Below are 17,058 nucleotides of genomic sequence, written 5' to 3'. Positions count from 1 at the left end.
AGATGATGAGCTACACCAATTTCACCCTCGACATCGACGCCGACGGCATTGCGCTGGTCACCTGGGACATGCCGGACCGTTCGATGAACGTCTTCACCGAGGAGGTGATGCTCGAACTGAATACCATCGTCGACAAAGTGGCGAGCGATGCAGCGATAAAGGGCGCGGTGATCACCTCCGGCAAGGATACGTTCTCGGGCGGCGCCGACATCACCATGCTGCAGAAGATGCTGGCGACCTTCGCCGCCGACAAGGCGAAGGACCCGGAGAAGGCGACCAAGGCGCTGTTCGACAATGCGGGCACCATGAACGGCCTGTTCCGTAAGCTGGAAACTTCGGGAAAGCCATGGGTTTCGGCGATCAACGGCACATGCATGGGTGGCGCGTTCGAATTGTCGCTCGCCTGCCATGGCCGTGTCGCGGCCGATTCAGACAAAGTGAGGATGGCGCTTCCCGAAGTGAAGATCGGCATTTTTCCGGGGGCCGGCGGCACCCAGCGCGTGCCACGGCTGACCGACCAGCAGCAGGCGCTGCAAATGCTGACGTCCGGCCAGACGCTGTCGCCTCAGAAGGCCAAGTCGATGGGCCTGATCCATGAGATTGCCGAGCCGGACAAGCTGGTCGAAACCGCCAAGGCGATGATCAGGAACGGCTTGAAACCGGTGGCGCCATGGGATGAAAAGGGCTTCAAGCTGCCCGGCGCCCCGATCTATTCGGTGGCCGGTGCCAATCTGTGGCCGCCGGCCATCGCCATTCTGCGCCGAGAAACCTATGGCAATTATCCCGCCGCTGCCGCCATCCTGAAATGCGTCTATGAGGGCCTGTTGGTGCCGTTCGACACCGCCTTGCGGATCGAGCAACGCTATTTCACCGAGATCATGCAGACCAGGGAAGCGGCAGCGATGATCCGTTCGCTGTTCGTGTCGCTGCAGGAACTGAACAAGGGCGCGCGCCGCCCGGCCGGTGTGCCGGAAACGAAGTTCAAGAAGATCGGCGTACTCGGCGCCGGCTTCATGGGCGCCGGTATAGCCTATGTGACGGCCAAGGCCGGCATTCCGGTGGTGCTGCTCGACCGCGACATGGAGTCCGCCGCCAAGGGCAAGGCGCATTCCGACAACCTGATCTCGGATCAGGTAAAGAAGGGCCGTGCCAAGCCGCAGGACAAGTATCAGTTGCTGTCGCTAATCACGCCGACGGCCGACTATGCGGATCTCGCCGGCTGCGATCTTGTGGTCGAGGCGGTATTCGAGGATTCGGCCGTAAAGAAGGGTGCCACCGAACAGGCCGAGGCTGTGCTCAAGCCGTCGGCGATCTTCGCCTCGAATACGTCGACCATACCGATTACATCGCTGGCCAGGAATTCGGCGCGGCCGAAGAATTTCATCGGCATCCATTTCTTCTCGCCGGTCGACAAGATGATGCTGATCGAGATCATCCTCGGCAAGAAGACCGGCGACAAGGCGTTGGCAACCGCGATCGACTTTGTCCGTGCCATCAAGAAAACGCCGATTGTCGTCAACGATACGCGCGGCTTCTATGTTAATCGCTGCGTGCTGCGCTACATGTCGGAGGCCTACAAGATGCTGATCGAAGGTGTTCCGGCGCCAATGATCGAGAACGCGGCCAAGGCCGCCGGCATGCCGGTCGGTCCTTTGGCGTTGACCGACGAGACGGCGATCGACCTTGCCCAGAAGATCATGAAGCAGACCATGCGCGACCTCGGCGACAAGGCGGTCGATCCGAAGCAGATGGCGCTGATCAACACGATGGTCGACACGCATAGTCGCTTGGGCCGCAAGAACGGCAAGGGCTTCTATGACTATCCGGCAAAACCGGCCAAGAAGAAGCTGTGGCCAGGCCTCAGGGATCTCTACCCGCAGCTGGCGCCGGAGCAGGTCGATTATGAGGAACTGAAGCAGCGGCTGTTGGTCACCATCGCGCTTGAGGCGGTACGGGTGATGGAAGAGGGCATCGTTACCGACCCACGCGAGGCCGATGTCGGCTCGATCCTGGCCTTCGGCTTCGCGCCCTATACAGGCGGTGCACTGTCCTACATCGACGGCATCGGCGCGAAGAAATTCGTCAAACTCGCCAAGCGCCTGCAGAAGAAATACGGCACCGAGTTCAAGGCGCCGAAGCTGCTGCTTGATATGGCCGAGAAGGGCGAGACCTTCTACGAGCGCTTCGATCCCTATACCAGAGACGAGGCCAAGGAGGCAGCCTGACCCCGTCTTCGGCGGTGGACAAGATGGCGGCCAAGGGATAGAACAGGGAAGGTATTTTTTCCTGTTTCGAAGGAAGAGCAAGGTGCTCTCGCACGACCGCGTTTGGGCCGCCATCGACGCTCTTGCCGAGCGTTATTCGCTTTCGGCCTCTGGACTGGCCAGGCGCGCTGGCCTCGACTCGACCGCCTTCAACAAATCGAAGCGGCTGTCCTCAGATGGACGGCCGCGCTGGCCGTCGACCGAATCGCTGGCCAAGATCATCGAGGCAACCGGCGCCTCGCTGGATGAATTTGCGGGGCTGGTCGAGGGTCGGAGTCATTCCGGCGCACTACCCGTGCAGAGATCGTCGGTGCCGCTGCTCGGCTTCGCCCAGGCGGGCGCCGGTGGCTTCTTCGACGACGCCGGGTTTCCAGCGGGGCAGGGATGGGACCTGATCGAGCTTCCGGCACGGGCAACCGAAACCTCCTATGCCTTGAAGGTCCAGGGCGATTCCATGCTGCCGCTCTATCGCAATGGCGATGTCCTGATCGTCGAGCCAGGGGCTACCATACGAAAGGGTGATCGCGTCGTCGTCAAGACCAATGCCGGCGAGGTGATGGCCAAGGTGCTCGACGGCCAGACACCGAGGTCAATCGCGCTGGTCTCCCTCAATCCCGATCACCCGGACCGCGACATCCCCATGCGCGATGTCGAATGGGTGGCGCGGATTGTCTGGGCAAGCCAGTAGGCGCGGGGCCGGTGCGTCTGCCTCACCTTGCCTTGGCTGTTCTGGCGATCCCGGCGATGGCCACGGCAATTGTCGCCGCCGGCCGCGCCGTCCAGAGCGAAAGCGGCGGCCCCTGGGAGCAAATCCAGGTCGGCGCTGAACCGCAGCCCGCCGCGCCGGCTACGTCGGCCATCCCGAAGCCAGTGCCGGCCAAGCAGGCGGCGCATTCGAGGGCAATCGATCCAGAAATCGTGGTGCCGCCGCAGCTCGGTTCCAACGAGCTTGAACGGATAGAGCCGCGCGCCCCGTTGAGCGATCTGGCATTGGCCGGACCGCCCAAGCCGCCAAAAACGAAAATGCCCGACGACTGGAAAGGCACGAAACTATTCCAGCCAGTCGCGTCGGCCGCCGGGGTCATCGAAGTAAAGGGCTATTCGATTGCGGTTTCCGGTATCGACATCGTCAAGCAGGAGGAGACTTGCACCGACGGCGGCGAGTCCTGGAATTGCGGCATTCGGGCGCGAACGGCCTTCCGCGCCTTTCTCCGCAGTCGTGCGGTGGTCTGTGCCGTGCCGCCCGAAGGCGGTCGTGATCTGATCGCCGCCGAGTGCCGGATCGGCAATCAGGATATCGGCCAATGGCTGGTCGAAAATGGCTGGGCGCGCGCCGCCAAGGGCGGCCCTTACGCAGAAGCCGGCGAGAAGGCGCGTGCAGCAAAAAAAGGCGTCTTCGGGCCGCCGCCGAGCGTTTCAGGCCTGCCGCCGCTCCCGGCTGCTGCGTCGCGATCCGCGCCTGTAGCGCCTAGCTCGATCCTGGAGGAGCAAGACGGCGTCCTCATGCCGCCAGCTGACCAGCCAGCGCCCGCTGAATGAGCTCGCGCGTTTCGGCGATGCCGTAGAGCGCGGCGAAGGAGCCGAAGCGCGGCCCGCGTTCCTGACCTATCAGCACCTGATAGATCATCTGGAAGAAGGCGACGGAGACACCGGGTCCGCCCTCCGGGCTCTGCTTGGAATGATCCTGGTAGCGCTCGATCTTGCGCGCAACATTGAGGGCAGCGTTCTGGATTGCCTCGCTGTCGGCATCAGCCGGCAGCGCGGCGAGCGCTTCCGAAAGCTTGGTCAGCGCCTCGCGCTCGACCGCGTCGGCAGCACGGTACACTTTCGCCGGCTTCACGAAATCGTCGAAATAGCGGATGGCATATTCGGCCAGCCGGTCGAGCTCGGGATGGGTTGTCGGCGTCACACCCGGCGCGTGGCGCGAAATGAAACCCCACAGCACGTCCCTGTTCTGCGCATTCGAGGCGCTGACCAGGTTGAGCAGCAGCGAGAACGGAACCGGCAGGTCGACTGCCGGGGGATTGCCGTCATGCATGTGCCAGACCGGATTGCCCAGCCGCTCCTTCCAGTCCTGCCTCTGATAGGCAGAGAGGAACGTGTAATATTCGTCTACCGCCCTCGGGATGACGTCGAAATAAAGCTTCTTCGCGGTTCGCGGGCGCTGGAACATATAAAGGCTAAGGCTCTCGGTCGGCGCGTAAGTCAGCCACTCGTCGATGGTCAGCCCATTGCCCTTCGACTTCGAGATCTTCTGGCCGTTCTCATCGAGGAACAGCTCATAATTGAAGCCCTCCGGTGCCGGAGCATCGAGCGCGCGGCAAATCTGCCCGGCGAGCTTGACGGAATCGATCAGATCCTTGCCGGACATCTCGTAATCGACGCCGAGTGCTGCCCAGCGCATCGCCCAATCTGGCTTCCATTGCAGCTTGGCATGACCGCCGGTCACCGGCGTCTCGAAGCGCTCGCCGGTGTCCGGGTCGCGCCACACGATGGTGCCGGCGTCGAGCTTGCGCTCGTCGATCGCGACTTGCATGACGATGCCGGTCTTGGGATGGATCGGCAGGAAGGGCGAATAGCTCAGCGCCCGCTCCTCGCGCAGCGACGGCAGCATAATTGCCATCACCTTATCGAAGCGCTCGAGCATCTTGAGCAGCGTCGCGTCGAAGCGGCCGGAAGTATAATAGTCGGTTGAGGAAGCGAATTCGTAATCGAAGCCGAAACGGTCGAGGAAAGCGCGCAGCCGTGCGTTATTGGCGGCGCCGAAGGACGGATACTCATTGGAGAACGGGTCCGGTATCCTGGTCAGCGGCTTGCCGAGATAGGCGCGCAGCATGTCCTTGTTAGGCACATTGTCCGGCACCTTGCGCAATCCGTCCATGTCGTCGGAGAAGCACAGCAGCCGCGTCTTGACCTTGTCTTCAGTCAGCACGCGGAAGGCGTGGCGCACCATAGATGTGCGCGCCACCTCGCCGAACGTGCCGATGTGCGGCAGGCCGGACGGGCCGTAGCCGGTCTCGAACAGCACCGTTTCCGGGTAGCCGCTGCTCGCGTAGCGGGCGACGATCTTTTTCGCTTCCTCGAATGGCCACGCCTTGCTTTCGGCGGCGGCGGCGAGGACTTCCGGGCTGAGATCGATCGGCTGTTGTTCGGCCATGATGCTATTCCTGCAACTTTGCCAGCATCCATGCCGGCAGCCGCATGCTCTAGACCATGATCCCGAAAAGTGGAACCCGGTTTTCGGGCAGCACCGTGATCAGGCAAGAAGATTAAGAGCCCCCGTCCCGATAGTCAGGATGGATCAAGTTCCAAGGCGTGATCGGAGCGCCAACGATCGCGGCTGTTTTTCCTTGCGGCGCCGGTCCCTCGTTCCTAACTTCGGGACCGTCTCAAGGAGTTGTAAATGCCATTGTCGCCACACGAAGCCATGATCTACCTGATGGTCATCACCTCGGCGTCAGACCGCGACATGACCGACGTCGAACTGGCGCGGATCGGCGACGTCGTTCGATCCTGGCCGGTGTTTGAGGATTTCAACCAGGAGCGGCTGGTCGAGGTCGCCCAGGCCTGCCAGAAAATGCTGCATGAAAAGGATGGGCTGGAGGGCGTCCTGGCGCGCGTCGCCGAGGCGCTGCCCGAACGCCTGCGTGACACCGCCTATGCCGCCGCCTTCGAGGTCGCAGCTGTCGATCTCGAAATGCGCCTGGAGGAGGTGCGCGTCCTGCAGCTCGTCCGCCGGGAACTCGACCTCGATGCGCTGACGGTCGCCGCCATTGCGCGAGCCGCCAAGGCCCGCCTTCGCACGCTGACCTGAGCCGGCGGCCAAGCTCAGAAAAAACTGACGGGAAAATAGCGCAGATAGAACTCGGCGAACGTGCCTTTCACCGAGATTTCCTGCAGCGCGTAGTCGAAAGCGGCGGCCAGTGCCGGATCGTCGGCCCTGGTGGCGATTGCCATGCCTGAGCCGAGATATTCGGGCGCCAGATAGGGGCCGCCGGCAAAGCGGCAGCAGCCCGCTGCATCCGAACCGCCGAGCCAGAAGGCGAAACGCATGCCGTCGCCGAAGGCGGCGTCGATCTTGCCGGCTTTCAGCTCGCCATAAAGCTCCTCCGGCTTTGCGAACGGGACGATTTGGACGTCGCCGAAATAATCGCGCAGCATCCGCTCGTGCGCGGAGCCGGCGATCACGCCGACACGCTTGCTGCGCAGCTTGTCGAACATTGGTTCGGTCAGCGCCTGTGTCTTCAGCATGATGAAGCGTGCCGGAAATTGCAGGTAGGAGCGTGAAAATGCGTATTTCGACCGCGACTCCGGCGTCGCGGCGATGCCGGCAATGATCGCTTCGCCCTCGCCTTTCCCGAGCGCACCTTCGAGCTCGGCCCAGGGCAGCGCCTGGATCTGGCATTTTTCGGCAATGCCGAGCTCGGCGCAGATGGCGCGCGCCAGGTCGACATGGAAGCCCGACAGCCGGCCTGCCCCATCGAGGAAATTGAACGGCGGGAAATCCGTGGTGGTCAGGAATCGCAGCCGCGGCAGCATCGAAAGGTCCGGCTTTGGCAGCCGCTCCTTGGCGTCCCAGAACACCGGCACCTGCGGCTCCGCGGCGAGCGCAGCAGCCGCAAGCGATTGCGCTCCGATCAATATCAAGATCAATGAAATGGATATGCGCCGAAACGCCACGCGACGACTCCGTCCGGTCTTGCCCCGCCTTTCGTACGAAATAACACAGGTTTTTGTACGAAAAAAACACAGGTACGACGGTTTTTGGTTTCATCATTGCAATTTAGGGATATTGTTTAGTGAGTTTGCAAGTGACTGCGTGATGCCGGCTGAAGAGGAGCAGTAGGACGCACAGGGGAGGCAGCTTTGCAGTCCGGGGTTGATGGCGTGGTGCGGGTTGATCACTGCCATTGGCCTCAAGAGCGGAAGGCAACATGGGGTAGATGTTGCGATGGGTCATTTCGATCGTACGCTGGAGTTGATAGATCAGTTGCAGCACGCCGGCACAGCCGCCGCCGTCTGCGAAAAGCTGCTGGGGGTAACAAGCGGGTTCGGGCTGACGGCGCTGATGGCCGGGACGGTTCCGCAACCTGGCACGCCGAGAAACCAGCAAAAGGACCATGTGCTGCTCTGCGACTGGCCGGCTGAATGGCTTGAGCGCTACGTCGCGCGCAACTACGTCGATCACGACCCCGTCGTCAGCCACATGAAGCAGCTTCAAGCGCCATTCCAGTGGCGGGAAGCATCTCAGGGCATCCGCATCGGCAAGAGCGGCGGCGAGGTGATGGGCGATGCCGGCGAATTCAAGCTGCGCGACGGGTTGGCCTTCCCGCTAATCACGCTCGATGGCCAGATCGTCATGGTGTCGCTAGGCGGCGAGGCTGTTGAATTGTCGAGTGCCGAGTTCGGGTTGGTGTCGCTGGTCTCGACTTATGCGATTGGCCGCGCAATGCAGCTCCACACCATGGCGGGCAAAACCATCGATCATGTCGAATTAACGCCGCGTGAGCGCGAATGCCTGCAATGGGCTGCTGTTGGCAAGTCCGAATGGGAGATTTCACAAATTCTCGGCATTTCGGAACACACGTCAGAGAAACACCTTCTTAACGCCAAAAGCAAACTCGGTGCCGTCAACCGGGTCCAGGCCGTCGCGGAAGCGATAAGGCGCGGCTATATTAACTAGGTCGGCCGCGCCGGCCTAGAAATTCTTGCTTGCGTGATCGCGTAATTTTTTTGGGAAAGCACGGCCGTATCTTCCTATTGAAACTAGGAGACGGCAAATGCTTTTTTCCCTCACGACCCAGGAATTGATGGAACGGCCCGACCTCTGGGAGGCAGTTCATCGTTTGCGTTACAGAGTTTTCGTCGAAGAGATGGGATGGACCGATCTGCAGCGCCCTGATGGCCTCGAGATCGATCAATTCGACCACGACGAGGCAGTGCACCAGATCGTCATCCGCAATGGCGAGCTCGCCGGTTATCAGCGGATGTTGCCGACGACCCGGGCACATCTTCTAACCGATGTGCTGGCGGACCTTTATGAGGGAACCCCACCGTCGGGCCCGAATGTCTATGAACTGACCCGCTATGCGGTTGCGCCGGGATTCCGCGACGGTCGGCGCGGCGTGTCGACGGTCGGCACCGAGCTGATCGCCGGCTTCGTCGAGTGGGGTCTGAAGCGCAACGTCAATCAGGTGATCATCGAATTCGAGCCGATGTGGGTGCTTCGCGCGCTGCAGCTGCATTTCCTGGCAACGCCGCTCGGTTACCAGCGTACCTATGGCAACCAGCAGGTGGTTGCCACACTGCTCACCTTCAACGAGCACACGCTCGACGTGGTGCGTTCGCGCCGCAACCATTTTGCGCCGGTGCTGGCCAGAGGGTACCCGGACATGCTCGGACAGAGACGCGCCTCGTGAGATTGGAGAGAGGCCATGAACGTTCACGCAAAAGCAGAATTCCGCAATCACACGCTGATCGTCACGGTATCGTCGGGTGACGGCCGCCCGGTGCTGGACAGGCGGGCCTATGAAAGCCTGGCCAGGACATTCCACGAAGCCGCTGTCGACGACGACGTCCGCGTCGTGGTCCTGCGCGGCTTGGCCGGGTGCTTCTGCCTCGGTGCCGATTTCTCCGAATTTCTCGACGCCACCAAACATCGGCGACTGATCGCCGCCGTCACCGATATGTTCCGCACGCTGGCGACGTTCCCGAAACCGGTCCTTGCCTGTGTCGACGGCGACGCCGTCGGCGTCGGTTGCACCATCCTGTTCCACTGCGACATGGTGATCGCCTCGAGCAAGAGCACGTTTCGGGTGCCGTTCGTCGATTTCGGCCTGGTGCCGGACGCGGCGACCAGCATTCTGGCGCCGCAGAAGCTCGGCTATGCCGGGGCGTTCCGCTTCTTCTGCCTGGGCGACACGCTCGCCGCCGAAGATGCCAGGGCACTGGGCCTTGTCGGCGAGATCGTGACGGACGGCAGCGTCGAGGAAGCCACGTTGGCAAGAGCCAGGCAACTCGCCAAGAAGCCTGTCGCGGCGCTGCTACAGACGCGCGACCTGCTTAGGGGCGACACCGGCGCGCTCTGCGACCGCATCGACCAGGAGATCTCGCTTTTCCAGCAGGCGCTGCAGGACGACACCACGCTGAAGCGACTGCAGCGGATTGCCCGGCTGGCGGCATGAGAGCCGCGTATCGATGAGGTGAGCTTATTTTTCGAGGAAAGTCGGCCCTTCGCCGATGATCTTCTTGTCCTCCTTGCCGATGACGTCGAGGTCGCGGCCGTCATAGGGAAGCGAAAGGAGAATGCGCTGCATCACGGCCAGCCGCGCGCGCCGTTTGTCGTTCGCCCGCACAATGATCCAGGGCGCGAACTCCTTGTGCGTGCGCTCGACCATCAGGTCGCGCGCTTTGGTGTATTCGTCCCATTTGGTGATGCCGGCGATGTCGATTGGCGAAAACTTCCAGCTCTTCAGCGGGCTCCAGCGGCGGTCGTGGAATCGCTCGAGCTGCGTTTCCCGGCCGATGTTCAGCCAGAATTTGAAGAAATGTATGCCCTCGTTGCGGATCATCCGCTCGAAATGCGGAACCTCGTTCAGAAATTGCTCGTGCTGCTCGGGCGTGCAGAATCCCATCACCGGTTCAACGCCGGCGCGGTTATACCAGGAGCGGTCGAAGGTGACGAATTCGCCCGACGTCGGGAAGTGGTCGACGTAGCGCTGGAAGGACCATTGTCCAAGCTCGGTGGGCGTTGGCTTGGTCAGCGCCACGTTGCGCGCCGTGCGAGGGTTCAGATACTGGCGCAAAACGAAGATCGTGCCGCCCTTGCCGGCAGCGTCGCGCCCCTCGAACAGCGACATTGCCCGCTTGCCCGTCGACCGCAGCCACGCCTGCGCCTTGACCAGCTCGATCTGCAGCTTCTCTAGCCTCTCGTCATACTCCTCGCTCTTCATCTTCTTGTCGTAAGGGTAACCGCCGGCGGTGAGCTTGCGGTCCTCGACCCAGTCGGGAAGCGCGGGGGCCTCGATGTCGAACGCCCTCTCCTTGCCGTCGATCATGATCTTCAGCGGCCCCGATGAGGGTGCGGCGGGGCTTTCCTTAGCGTTTTTCATCGAGGCGAACCTTTCCAGCTTCCGGACTCGTGCTATTGGGAGCCTTACTGCATCGGCCCGAAAATCGGAATCGATTTTCGGAAAGAACGATGCAGCAGATAAAGTGGTAGAGCGTCCTTTGTGCGTCCAATTGGACGCACTGCGCTCTAGCGCCGGTCCAGCAAGAAGTTCTTGAAGTGGCCGCAGACGGAGCGCAAATGGCCGACATCGGCACAGAGCGGAGAGGCAGGGCGCAAGCCGTCGCCATGCGGCTGTGGAACAGCCGCTGGCTGCTGGCGGCCGGCCTCGTTGCAGTTCTGATGGTCTATGGTTTTGCCGGCATGTCTGGCTATGTGGTGCTGCTGGCTGGCGCCGTGCTGGTTGCCGCTGCGATGCTGCCGGCCGGCATCGCCCGCCAATCGACCGAAAATGCCGCGGCCATCGAGTCAAGCGTGCAACAACTTTCCGGCGAATATCTCGCGGCGGCGGTTGCCGATCCGCTGATCATTTTCGATCGCTCCGCCGCCATCGTCCACGCCAACGCCGCTGCCTTTGCCGCCTTCGGCGGGATTGCCCCCGGCATGTCGCTGTCGCTGAAATTCCGCGCGCCGGAAATGCAGGCCTTGCTGGATAGTATCTTGGCGGGCAACGTCGCTTCGGACAGCGTCGACTACATAGAAAAGCTGCCGGTCGAACGAGCCTATCGGGTGAGCGCGTCTTCAGTCGGCCATGCCACGGATCTCTACGTGCTGGTGTTCAAGGACCAGAGTGAGGCGCGCCGGATCGACAGAATGCGTGCCGACTTCATTGCCAATGCCAGCCACGAGCTGCGCACGCCTCTCGCCTCGATCGCCGGCTTCATCGAGACGCTGCGCGGGCCGGCCCGCAACGACCCCGCGGCGCGCGAGCAGTTCCTGCAGATCATGCAGAACCAGACCAGCCGCATGGCGCGCCTCATCGACGACCTTCTGTCGCTGTCGCGCTTGGAGATGAAGCCCTATCTCAAGCCGGGAACCGAGGTCGACCTGCGCCAGGCCATCGACAGCGTCATCGATTCGCTTGGGCCGCTCGCAAAGGAAAACGGCGTCGTCATCGAGCGTGATTTCGCGGAAGGGCCGCTCGACGTGCCCGGCGATCGGGACGAGCTTTTCCAGGTCTTCGAAAACCTGCTGGAAAACGCCTGCAAATATGGTCAGTCGGGCGGACGCGTCGTGGTGTCGATCATACGCAGCGACAGCGATCCCGAACCAGGCATCGACGTCACCATCAGGGATTTCGGCCCCGGCATCCCCGAAGAGCACATCCCGCGCATCACCGAGCGCTTCTACCGCATCGACGTCGAGAACAGCCGAACCCAGAAGGGCACCGGCCTTGGCCTGTCCATCGTCAAGCATATCCTGACCCGCCACAACGCCAGACTCTCCATCAGGTCGGAGGTCGGCAAGGGTGCGGCGTTCACGGTCCATTTGCCGGCTCGCTAACGTAGTACTATCTCTAGCACATAATGGGCCGTTTCTTTTTTCTGTCATCCGGCTAGCGTATCAGCGGGGATTCGAGGGAACGACTCAACCACGAGATCCCGGGAAGGCATTTCGTCCATGCAATCCGTGCATATCGTCAGCGCCTATGACGAGGAGCTGAAATATCTGTCGAAGCGCATCGCGGCGATGGGCGGGCATGCCGAGCGCATGGTCGAGCAGGCGGTCGCGGCGCTGGTCAATGCGGATCCGGGGCTTGCCCAGAAAGTCATTCGGGACGACCTGGTTCTGGATGAGGGACAGCGCGAGATCGACGACAAGGCGATCATCATCATCGCCAAACGCCAGCCGATGGCGACGGATCTGCGCGAGATCGTCGGCGCGATCCGCATCTCGGCTGACCTCGAACGGGTAGGCGACCTCGGCAAGAACGTCGCCAAGCGGGTGGTTGCCGTCGCAGACGGGCGCCAGCCGAACAGCCTGTTCCGCGGCCTCGAGGCTTTGGCCAATCTGGCACTGACCCAGCTCAAGGAAGTACTCGACGTCTACGCGTCGCGGTCGGTGGAGAAAATCGGTTTCGTGCGCGACCGCGACGACCAGATCGACGCCATGTACACCTCTCTGTTTCGCGAATTGCTGACCTACATGATGGAAGACCCACGCAACATCACGCCCTGCACACATCTCCTGTTTTGCGCCAAGAACATCGAGCGCATCGGCGACCACGCTACCAACATCGCCGAGACGATCTACTATATCGTCACCGGCGATCAGATGCCGGCCGATCGTCCGAAGGGCGACAAGACGGACAAGATTATTCTTCCCGCAACCCAACCAGCGAAGTGAGTTCTCTCAGAACTGATGCGAATTTCGGATTCGCCACCTGACAGAAAATTGCGCTAAGCTTTCGACGCGCCGACTTCTCAGTTCCGCGATGAAGGCCCCGCCTTCAGGAGGCTGCGATGGAATACGTCCGCGAGTTTGCTCCTGCGCCGCCGATGTCGGGTATAATCGCTTGCGGCGTCTATACGGCTGGGCGGCGCATCGCCGACATTCCGATCGAGGAAGCCGGCGAATGGGCCGGGAAGCCGGGCCACGTGGTCTGGATCGGACTGCTGGAGCCCGACCGCAATTTGTTGCTGCGCGTCCAGGCGCAATTCCATCTGCATGAGCTGGCGATCGAGGACGCCGAGCATCCGCACCAGCGACCGAAGATCGAGCAATATGGTGATGCCCTGTTCATCGTTGCCCGCACGGCGCAGCTGATCGACAGCCGCGTCACCTTCGGCGAGACGCATCTGTTCGTCGGCGCGGGCTACATTGTCAGCGTCAGGCATGGCCCGTCGACCTCCTACGCGGCCGTTCGCCAGCATTGGGAAAGCTGCCCGCATTCGCTTGCCAAGGGCGAGGATTTCGTCCTCTACGCCATTCTCGATTTCATCGTCGACAACTATATGCCGGTGCTTGAGCAGATCGAAAACGAGGTCGAGGCGATCGAGGACAAGGTTCTGCTGAAACCGATGACCGGCTCCGATATCGAACGGCTTTATATGCTGCGCCGCGATCTCTTGCGCCTGCGTAATGCGGCCCTGCCGCTGGTGGAGGTCTGCCGGCGGCTCACCAGCGCCGATCTGCCGCAAATCCACACAGCCATGCACCCGCTGTTTCGCGACGTCACCGACCACATCCGCACTGTCCAGGAAAAGATCGACAGCCTGCGTGAGGTTCTCGCCTTCGCCTTCGAGGCGAGCCTTCTGGTCGGTCAAAGCCAGGAGACGGCGATCTCCAAGAAGCTTGCCTCATGGGCCGCAATCTTGGCCGTGCCGACGGCATTCGCCGGCATTTACGGCATGAATTTCAGCGACATGCCGGAACTGAGGATGGAATATGGCTACCCGGCCGTCCTGGCGGCAATTGCCCTGATCTGCACGTTTCTTTACTGGCGGTTTCGCAAGAATGGGTGGCTTTGAAGCGAGGGCAGGAGGGCAGGAGGGCAGTAGGGCAGTAGGGCAGTAGGGCAGTAGGCTATCGCTTCGGGAGCGCGCTTCTCTACAATTCACCTACTGCCGTACTGCCTTACTCCCCTATTCCCCTAACTATCTGCTCCGCCGCCGCTCCGATGCCGGCTGGAACGCCACGCGGGCGTGGTACTTGCAGTAGGGGCCGGTTTCGGCGGCGTCGTTGCCGCAGAAATGGAAGTCTTCCGAAAGCGGATCGCCGTTCGGCCATTTGCAAGTGCGCTCGTTGAGTTCGACAAGTTGCAGATGCCGCGAGATCGGCACGACGACGTTCTCGACCGGGCGGATATAGTGGCGCGCCACCGGTTCGGCATCGAACTGCGCCTTGAGCGCGGTCGCACCGATCGACATCGAGGTGGTGGCATGGCGCGTGGCGCTTGCTGCCCGGGACACCGATTTCTGGATCGTCGATCCCTGCACCGTCTTCTTCTGGCGTGCCGGTGAGGCGGTCGTGCGTCCGCGACCGGACAGTTTCAGCCGGTGCACTTTGCCGATGACCGCATTGCGGCTGACCCCGCCAAGCTGTGCGGCGATCTGGCTGGCGCTGAGGCCCTCCGACCACAATTTTCTGAGAAGTTCGACTCGCTCGTCAGTCCAGTTCATGAGACCGCGCTCCTGCTGAAACGTGCGGCAATCGGAATCCATTCCCGACCCGGCTTCTGCCGGGCAGACACCACATATATCGGGTGATTAGGTCCGCCGCACGAAATCTAGTTATTTCTCTACTACAATTACCTTATGCGCTGACTCGGTGACAAGAGTCCCAAGGCCAACACGAATCGGTTTTTTCGGTTTTCCCCAACTTGCCCGGTCGCTTATGAGCCGGCGTTATGCTGGGGGGCTTGCCGCGCGACCTTGCGCGACCTTTTCGTTGACTTCACGGCCGAAAAACACGATAAGCCACAAGGGCCGCCGCTTTGGCGGCTTTTTGATTTTTCCGGTTCCGGAGACGCATATAATGAGCGGTTCGGCGCTTTTCGAGACCTTTGTTCGCGCACCCCTGGCTTTCGACCACGGTGAAGGCACCTGGCTGGTCACCGACAAGGGCGAGCGATATCTCGATTTCGCCGGCGGCATCGCCGTGAATTCGTTGGGCTACAGCCATCCGCATCTGGTCGCGGCCCTCACCGAGCAGGCCGCCAAGCTCTGGCACGTCTCCAATCTGTACGAGATTCCGGGACAGAGCCGGCTCGGCGAGCGGCTGGCCGACGCAAGCTTTGCCGACAAGGTGTTCTTCACCAATTCCGGCGCAGAGGCGCTCGAATGCGCCATCAAGACGGCGCGGCGGTACCACTTCGTCAAGGGCCATCCCGAGCGCTACCGCACAATCACCTTCGAAGGCGCCTTCCACGGCCGCACCCTGGCGACCATCGCCGCCGGCGGCCAGTACAAGTATCTGGAAGGTTTCGGCCCCAAGGTCGACGGCTTCGACCAGGTCGGTTTCGACGATGTGGATGCCGCCGAGAAGGCGATCACGCCTGAAACCGCGGCGATCCTGATCGAGCCGGTGCAAGGGGAGGGCGGCATCAGGCAAGTGCCGACGCAATCGCTGAAGCGGCTCAGGCAGCTCTGCGATCAGCACGGACTGCTCCTGATTTTCGACGAGGTCCAATGCGGCGTCGGCCGCACCGGAAAGCTGTTCGCGCATGAATGGGCGGGTGTCACACCCGACCTCATGGCGGTGGCCAAAGGCATCGGCGGCGGCTTCCCGATGGGTGCCTGCCTCGCCACCGACGAGGCAGCGGTCGGCATGACCGCCGGCGTGCACGGCACCACCTTCGGCGGCAATCCGCTGGCAATGGCGGTCGGCAACGCCGTGCTCGACGTGGTGCTGGAAGACGGCTTTCTCGAAGACGTCCGGCGCAAGGCACTGCTGTTGAAGCAGGGGCTCGCTGGCGTCGCCGACGAATTTCCGGATGTTATCGAAAGCATCAGGGGCACCGGCCTGATGCTCGGGCTTAAATGCGCGATGCCCAACACCAAGGTTACGGTGGCACTGCGTGACCAGCATCTCTTGACGGTTCCGGCCGGCGACAACGTTATCCGCCTGCTACCGCCTCTCACCGTCACCGACGCCGAGATCCACGAAGCGCTCGAGCGCATTCGTGCCGGCGCCAAGAGCCTGGCAGATGCCATCGTCGCTGCCGCTGCGAAGTAATCCTGGAATTCCTGATGTCCCTTCGCCATTTCACCGATCTTTCCGCCGTTTCCGAAGGCGATCTGCGCTTCATGCTCGACGACGCAGCGGTGCGAAAGGCAAGGCTCAAGGCCGGCGAACGCAGCAAGCCGCTCGAAGGCAAGGTGCTGGCGATGATCTTCGACAAGCCGTCGACGCGCACGCGCGTGTCGTTCGACGTCGGTATGCGGCAGTTGGGTGGCGAGACGATCATGCTGACCGGCACCGAGATGCAGCTTGGCCGCTCGGAGACCATTGCCGACACGGCCAAGGTGCTGTCGCGCTATGTCGATGCCATCATGATCCGCACCACCTCGCATGACCGGCTGCTGGAACTGACGGAAAACGCTACGGTCCCCGTCATCAACGGGCTGACCGACGAGACCCATCCCTGCCAGCTGATGGCCGACATCATGACCTTCGAAGAGCACCGCGGTCCGGTGGCCGGTAAAACGATCGCCTGGACCGGCGACGGCAACAACGTGCTGCATTCGCTGCTGGAGGCATCCGCGCGGTTCCATTTCAAGCTGAACGTCGCCGTGCCCGAGGGCAGCGAACCGGCCCAGAAGCATGTCGACTGGTCGAAAGCCAATGGCGGCAAGCTGAAATTCACCCGTTCGCCCGAGGAGGCCGTTCACGAGGCCGACTGCATCGTCACCGACTGCTGGGTGTCGATGGGCCAGGAGCACCGTGCCCGCGGCCACAATGTCTTCCTGCCCTATCAGGTCAATGCGGCACTGATGGCGAAAGCCAAGCCGGACGCGCTGTTCATGCACTGTCTACCGGCGCATCGCGGTGAGGAGGTTACCGACGAGGTCATCGACGGACCGCATTCGGTGGTGTTCGATGAGGCCGAGAACCGGCTCCATGCCCAGAAGGCGGTCCTGGCCTGGTGCCTGGGCGCTTGATACGAGCCGCGGTGATCCGGGCCGGCCTGATCTGCGCCGCCTTGATCTGGGCCGCCTTGATCCGGGAGTTGGTGGTGCCTATCTCAGGCGCACCACGCAAATCGAGCGCGTCTCGTCGCATGCG

16 protein-coding genes are annotated in these 17,058 nt (G+C 62.0%); 12 read left to right on the top strand and 4 right to left on the bottom strand.

All coding sequences use genetic code 11. From position 1 onward, the window contains the following. Positions 1-5 precede the first annotated feature (5 nt). From NKI17_RS02655 to NKI17_RS02645, 3 genes are all read left to right on the top strand, one after another. Positions 6-2,225, top strand: a complete 2,220-nt coding sequence (locus tag NKI17_RS02655) for a 3-hydroxyacyl-CoA dehydrogenase NAD-binding domain-containing protein (protein ID WP_352724915.1) — start codon at positions 6-8, stop codon at positions 2,223-2,225. Between the two features lie 82 nt (positions 2,226-2,307). Next, positions 2,308-2,952 carry a S24 family peptidase gene (locus NKI17_RS02650; RefSeq protein WP_352570363.1) on the top strand — a complete coding sequence of 215 codons (645 nt, stop codon included), beginning with the start codon at positions 2,308-2,310 and terminating at the stop codon, positions 2,950-2,952. An 11-nt stretch (positions 2,953-2,963) separates the two neighbouring features. Further along, complete coding sequence (locus tag NKI17_RS02645) at positions 2,964-3,803, top strand: thermonuclease family protein (protein WP_352905375.1); 840 nt, start codon at positions 2,964-2,966, stop codon at positions 3,801-3,803. Here the strand turns inward: NKI17_RS02645 and NKI17_RS02640 are convergent. Beyond that, positions 3,766-5,421, bottom strand: a complete 1,656-nt coding sequence (locus tag NKI17_RS02640) for a lysine--tRNA ligase (RefSeq protein WP_352570365.1) — start codon at positions 5,419-5,421, stop codon at positions 3,766-3,768. The two genes, NKI17_RS02645 and NKI17_RS02640, sit on opposite strands and share 38 nt — an antisense overlap. A 246-nt stretch (positions 5,422-5,667) precedes the next feature. Between NKI17_RS02640 and NKI17_RS02635 the strand changes: the two genes are divergently transcribed. Beyond that, on the top strand, positions 5,668-6,078 hold the full coding sequence (locus NKI17_RS02635) for a tellurite resistance TerB family protein (RefSeq protein WP_023677339.1): 411 nt from the start codon (positions 5,668-5,670) through the stop codon (positions 6,076-6,078). A gap of 14 nt (positions 6,079-6,092) precedes the next feature. On the opposite strand, the gene NKI17_RS02630 is transcribed toward NKI17_RS02635, so the two are convergent. Beyond that, the gene (locus tag NKI17_RS02630) at positions 6,093-6,944 is read right to left on the bottom strand and encodes an ABC transporter substrate-binding protein (RefSeq protein ID WP_352570366.1); all 852 of its coding nucleotides are present in this window, start codon (positions 6,942-6,944) and stop codon (positions 6,093-6,095) included. Between the two features lie 271 nt (positions 6,945-7,215). On the opposite strand from NKI17_RS02630, the gene NKI17_RS02625 reads away from it, so the two are divergent. The 3 genes from NKI17_RS02625 (at position 7,216) to NKI17_RS02615 (ending at position 9,448) form a co-directional block, all read left to right on the top strand. Next, positions 7,216-7,947: a helix-turn-helix transcriptional regulator gene (locus NKI17_RS02625; RefSeq protein WP_023677341.1), complete on the top strand. Its 732-nt coding sequence runs from the start codon at positions 7,216-7,218 to the stop codon at positions 7,945-7,947. 97 nt (positions 7,948-8,044) lie between these two features. Then, complete coding sequence (locus NKI17_RS02620; RefSeq protein ID WP_023677342.1) at positions 8,045-8,683, top strand: acyl-homoserine-lactone synthase; 639 nt, start codon at positions 8,045-8,047, stop codon at positions 8,681-8,683. 15 nt (positions 8,684-8,698) lie between these two features. Then, positions 8,699-9,448: an enoyl-CoA hydratase-related protein gene (locus NKI17_RS02615; protein WP_352570367.1), complete on the top strand. Its 750-nt coding sequence runs from the start codon at positions 8,699-8,701 to the stop codon at positions 9,446-9,448. Positions 9,449-9,472: 24 nt separating this feature from the next. On the opposite strand, the gene ppk2 is transcribed toward NKI17_RS02615, so the two are convergent. Continuing rightward, entirely contained in the window at positions 9,473-10,375 is a 903-nt protein-coding gene (ppk2, locus tag NKI17_RS02610) for a polyphosphate kinase 2 (RefSeq protein ID WP_352905374.1), read from the bottom strand. A 197-nt stretch (positions 10,376-10,572) separates the two neighbouring features. Here ppk2 and NKI17_RS02605 point away from each other — a divergent pair, with 197 nt between their 5' ends. The 3 genes from NKI17_RS02605 to NKI17_RS02595 all read left to right on the top strand — a co-directional run bounded on the left by NKI17_RS02605 (position 10,573) and on the right by NKI17_RS02595 (position 13,802). Next, positions 10,573-11,835 (top strand): sensor histidine kinase, encoded by a 1,263-nt coding sequence (locus NKI17_RS02605; RefSeq protein ID WP_352570369.1) that lies wholly within the window; start codon positions 10,573-10,575, stop codon positions 11,833-11,835. Between the two features lie 117 nt (positions 11,836-11,952). Beyond that, positions 11,953-12,678: a phosphate signaling complex protein PhoU gene (gene phoU / locus NKI17_RS02600; RefSeq protein WP_023677346.1), complete on the top strand. Its 726-nt coding sequence runs from the start codon at positions 11,953-11,955 to the stop codon at positions 12,676-12,678. A 116-nt stretch (positions 12,679-12,794) separates the two neighbouring features. Then, positions 12,795-13,802: a magnesium and cobalt transport protein CorA gene (locus tag NKI17_RS02595; protein WP_023677347.1), complete on the top strand. Its 1,008-nt coding sequence runs from the start codon at positions 12,795-12,797 to the stop codon at positions 13,800-13,802. A gap of 126 nt (positions 13,803-13,928) precedes the next feature. Here NKI17_RS02595 and NKI17_RS02590 read toward each other — a convergent pair whose 3' ends face one another. Beyond that, the gene (locus tag NKI17_RS02590) at positions 13,929-14,453 is read right to left on the bottom strand and encodes a GcrA family cell cycle regulator (protein WP_023677348.1); all 525 of its coding nucleotides are present in this window, start codon (positions 14,451-14,453) and stop codon (positions 13,929-13,931) included. 355 nt (positions 14,454-14,808) lie between these two features. Between NKI17_RS02590 and NKI17_RS02585 the strand changes: the two genes are divergently transcribed. Further along, positions 14,809-16,008, top strand: a complete 1,200-nt coding sequence (locus tag NKI17_RS02585; protein ID WP_023677349.1) for an aspartate aminotransferase family protein — start codon at positions 14,809-14,811, stop codon at positions 16,006-16,008. Between the two features lie 14 nt (positions 16,009-16,022). Continuing rightward, on the top strand, positions 16,023-16,934 hold the full coding sequence (argF, locus tag NKI17_RS02580; protein WP_254816329.1) for an ornithine carbamoyltransferase: 912 nt from the start codon (positions 16,023-16,025) through the stop codon (positions 16,932-16,934). Positions 16,935-17,058 lie beyond the last annotated feature (124 nt).

This window comes from Mesorhizobium sp. M0816 (genome assembly GCF_040320005.1).
In the GTDB taxonomy this organism is placed as follows: domain Bacteria; phylum Pseudomonadota; class Alphaproteobacteria; order Rhizobiales; family Rhizobiaceae; genus Mesorhizobium.
The sequence above is the reverse complement of the archived record's forward strand: the minus strand, read 5'-3'. Positions and strand labels throughout refer to the sequence as shown.